This is a genomic window from Chroococcidiopsis cubana SAG 39.79, from assembly GCF_003991895.1.
Classification (GTDB): domain Bacteria; phylum Cyanobacteriota; class Cyanobacteriia; order Cyanobacteriales; family Chroococcidiopsidaceae; genus Chroococcidiopsis; species Chroococcidiopsis thermalis.
On record NZ_RSCK01000211.1, the window covers coordinates 1 to 3927 of the forward strand.

5 protein-coding genes are annotated in these 3927 nt (G+C 45.7%); 4 read left to right on the top strand and 1 reads right to left on the bottom strand.

What is annotated here, in order from left to right; translation table 11 throughout:
- The coding region (locus tag DSM107010_RS37170) for an AraC family transcriptional regulator (RefSeq protein ID WP_148125952.1) at positions 1–587 on the bottom strand (587 nt) is incomplete at its 3' end.
- Between the two features lie 156 nt (positions 588–743).
- Here DSM107010_RS37170 and DSM107010_RS37175 point away from each other — a divergent pair.
- The 4 genes from DSM107010_RS37175 (at position 744) to DSM107010_RS37190 (ending at position 3840) form a co-directional block, all read left to right on the top strand.
- Positions 744–1511 carry an SDR family NAD(P)-dependent oxidoreductase gene (locus DSM107010_RS37175; RefSeq protein ID WP_127025360.1) on the top strand — a complete coding sequence of 256 codons (768 nt, stop codon included), beginning with the start codon at positions 744–746 and terminating at the stop codon, positions 1509–1511.
- A gap of 30 nt (positions 1512–1541) precedes the next feature.
- Positions 1542–2276, top strand: a complete 735-nt coding sequence (locus DSM107010_RS37180) for an SDR family oxidoreductase (RefSeq protein ID WP_127025362.1) — start codon at positions 1542–1544, stop codon at positions 2274–2276.
- A 237-nt stretch (positions 2277–2513) separates the two neighbouring features.
- Positions 2514–3458 carry a helix-turn-helix domain-containing protein gene (locus DSM107010_RS37185; protein ID WP_127025364.1) on the top strand — a complete coding sequence of 315 codons (945 nt, stop codon included), beginning with the start codon at positions 2514–2516 and terminating at the stop codon, positions 3456–3458.
- 127 nt (positions 3459–3585) lie between these two features.
- Positions 3586–3840 carry a beta/gamma crystallin-related protein gene (locus tag DSM107010_RS37190; RefSeq protein ID WP_127025366.1) on the top strand — a complete coding sequence of 85 codons (255 nt, stop codon included), beginning with the start codon at positions 3586–3588 and terminating at the stop codon, positions 3838–3840.
- Positions 3841–3927: the final 87 nt, after the last annotated feature.

Here is a 3927-nt window from a genome sequence, read left to right on the forward strand (position 1 = left end):
GATGTGGCAATTTGGCGCACGGCTTCACCTTGTTCGCCGATCAGCAGACGGTAATAGAGTTCGCGAATTATCAGCGGTGCCAGCATAGGGATATGCTGCGGCGTATCTAAAAGCTTGACCAGGCGAAAGGCACACTCGATCGCCTCAACATCGACGTTGCTGACCGATATGCCTCGAACAGAGTTCTCTTTCTTACCCAAGCTAGGACTCATTTGGACAACCAGATTGCACAGTTGCATCGGGTCTAAGTTTAGTTTCAGTCCTAAATACGGCTGGTCGGGTGTCGCCTGAGCTACAAAGCTACTCAGTGGTAGATCGACCGAAACGACTAGATATTGCCCTGCGCCATACTGATACCTCTGTTCATCCAGCAACACTTCTTTTTGTCCTTGCACGACGATCGCCAGGATCGGCTGATATACGCCATGAAGTGCGGTAGATACAGCATCCGATCGCGTCAAGTCCAATGGCGCGATCGCGGTTGGTTGGATAATGTTGCCGTTGGCATCGGTGTGCCGCATCACCAGTGTTGCCAGTTCTTGGCACCGATCTGCGATTACGTCAGAATTGGAGATTTCGATCGTCATAAAGACTCGCTCAGCCTTACTCTTGACGATTATAGAACCTATGACAATCTCTGTTTTGGAGAATTAGGCAATCATCCAATAGGTTTAGGCATTTGAAAAGCCCAATTCAATTCGTAGGATGAAGTCATCTCAATTGTAACTGTAGAAGATAAGGCAATGACGAAAGACATAGCAAAAATCGCTTTAGTTACGGGATCGGGTCGAGGATTGGGCAAAAGTACTGCTTTAGCACTCGTAAAAAAAGGAGTTGATGCGATCATCACGTATCGCAACAGTGAGGCAGAAGCGAAATCCGTTGTCTCCCAAATCGAAGCAATGGGTGGTAAAGCTGTGGCACTGCACCTCGATACAGGCAACATCAAAACCTTTGACACGTTTGTGGCGCAAGTCAAGCAATCCCTTCAGGATATTTGGCAAACCGAGCAGTTTGATTTTCTCGTCAATAATGCTGGAATTGGTATCCATGCACCTTTTGCACAAACGACTGAGGACGAGTTCGATCGCTTATTCAATACTCATGTGAAAGGGGTTTTCTTCCTCACTCAAAAACTACTTCCTTTCATTAAAGACGGAGGACGTATTGTTAATCTTTCGTCTGGTCTTGCCCGTTTTACCTATCCAGGCTATGCCGCTTATGCCAGTGCCAAAGGAGCGATCGAGGTTCTGACTCGGTATCTAGCAAAGGAATTGGGACACAGGCAAATTGCGGTGAATACAGTCGCACCAGGAGCGATCGCCACTGATTTTTCGGGTGGTGCAGTGCGTGACAATCCAGATATTAACAGCTTCATCGCATCGCAAACCGCTCTAGGTCGAGTGGGTGAGCCGGATGATATTGGAGGTGCGATTGCAGCGTTGCTGTCTGAAGAAAATCGCTGGGTGAATGGACAGAGAATCGAAGTCTCTGGTGGTCAGTCTCTCTAACTCAAATCAACTTCAATCGCGAGAAAAGTCATGTTCAACGTAGAAAACAAAGTCATTGCGATTACTGGAGCCAGTAGTGGCATCGGAGAAGCTACCGCCAAGTTACTTGCCCAAAACGGTGCTTATGTTGTTCTAGGGGCAAGGCGAACCGAAAAGCTGGAAAAGATTGTCAAGGAAATACACCAGCAAGGGGGTACAGCCGAATTTAAAGCTGTAGATGTCATCAACCGCGAGGATGTGAGAGCCTTCATTGGGTTTGCCAAGGATAAGTTCGATCGCGTCGATGTCATTTTCAACAATGCAGGTGTGATGCCACTGTCCCCATTGAGGAACTTGCAAGTTGAGGAATGGGATACGACAATCGATGTGAATATCCGTGGTGTATTGAATGGCATTGCAGCTTCTTTGCCGATTATGGAGGCACAAGGCAATGGACATATTATCAATACAGCGTCTATCGGCGCACATGTGGTAGTGCCTACTGCCGCTGTTTATTGCGCCACCAAATATGCAGTTTGGGCAATCTCCGAAGGACTGCGGCAAGAATCGAAGCATATTCGCGTCACCACCATCTCTCCTGGTGTGGTTGAAACCCAACTTGGCGCAGAAATTACAGATGATGTGGCACTAGACCTAATGAAGGAAATCCGTAAAACCGCACTCACTCCAGATGCGATCGCCAGAGCCGTTTTGTATGCGGTGTCCCAGCCGGACGATGTTGATGTTAACGAAGTCATTGTCCGACTAACGAAGAGCGCATTCTAGGCAACACTCACAGTTTGTAACGAAGTCTTACAAAAACTGACATTCTGCTGAAAAGAGAAATTTAGCCCAGAAGTAACATACATCAGTTCACGATCGTCGATCGTGTGGTTTGCACATACATCCTAGAACAAGCTATGAAGAGTTACTGGCGTACTGATGTTTTTGATGTGATGCAACGAGTTGGAAGTAGATAGAATTTTTTGCAACATCACCAATTCAGGAATAGCACTAAATCAAATGCCAAAAACACAATCTACGATCCGGAACCTTGTTAACCCGCTCGAACTCAGGCAACGAGCGACTAAAACGCTGGTGCTGTCCAGTCGGCAATTGAGTTGGAATGGCATCTTGGTTGAACAATTTCAATATTCTCCAACTTCAAATGAAGCTAAAAGTCCTGCTCTATCCGATCATCGGCTCATCTTACCTCTAGGCTCCCCCGCCCCTTTGATCCAGAAACGCGACAACGCAAAGCATGAATCAATCCTTCAACAGGGAGACAGCATCTTTGTTCCTGCTGGATATCCGAGTTCCTGGCGCAGCCCCAGAAGGGATACTAACCGTCCTAAACAGCAGCAGTTGCATATTTGGTTAAAACCGGAGTCGCTCGAACAAGTCGCCCAAGCATCCGAAATTAATTTGGAGCGGATCGACCTCGTGAACTGTTTTGGTAGGCAAGATTTACAGCTTCATCATATCGCAATGCTGCTTTTAGGTGAGTTACAGTCAAACGGCATTATGGGGCGATTATATGTCGAATCGTTAACTCAAGCTTTAGTCATTCATCTGCTGCGACACTATTCTACGATCGCGCCAACCATTGCATCACAAAATAGCAGCTTAACTCGTAACCAATTGCAGCAAGCGATCGACTATATTCACACTCACCTTGACCGAGATTTATCACTGGTTGAAATTGCCAAAGTCATCAATATTAGCCCCACTTATTTTGCTAGTTTGTTCAAACGCGCTACAGGTATTTCTCCGCATCAATATGTGATTAAACAGCGAGTGGAACAGGCGAAACTGCTGCTGTCAAAAACGGATTTGGAGATCGCCAACATCGCCTTACAAGTGGGTTTCTCCAGTCAAAGTCATTTAACTCAACAGTTTCAGCGATTCACGGGAATGACACCGAAACAGGTGCGTCCTTCATCAGAAGAATTTGATAAATCATTGTAAGAATCACCAAAGAAGTTGAGCATTGGAACTCTTTACACTTGGGATAAATAAAACAAGGAGATAGAAGGAATGCAAACACTCTCTCATCTTCTGTCTAAATCTGCCCAATACACAAAGGAGAAAAACAATGGCTGCTGTAGAACTCTATAACGACAGCAATTTCAGAAGAAAGTTAGTGGAAACAAATAGTGACACTCCAAATGTGGGCAATGATGTTAACGACCGTGTTACTTCAATTGTCATCAATCAGGGAACTTGGAGATTTTTTACAGATTCCCAATATCGGGGTGTTTCTGCCGATTTGGGACCAGGACGTTACCCTAACATAGGTCTTGGAACCATTCCTAACGACTCAATCACATCCTTCCGTAGGATTAGGTAGGTGAAGAAATAGGGTGGATTATCTCCCCTATTTCTTTACCTATTTGTAGGAGTAGAAAATGCCAGAAACAATCTATTGCTGACAATC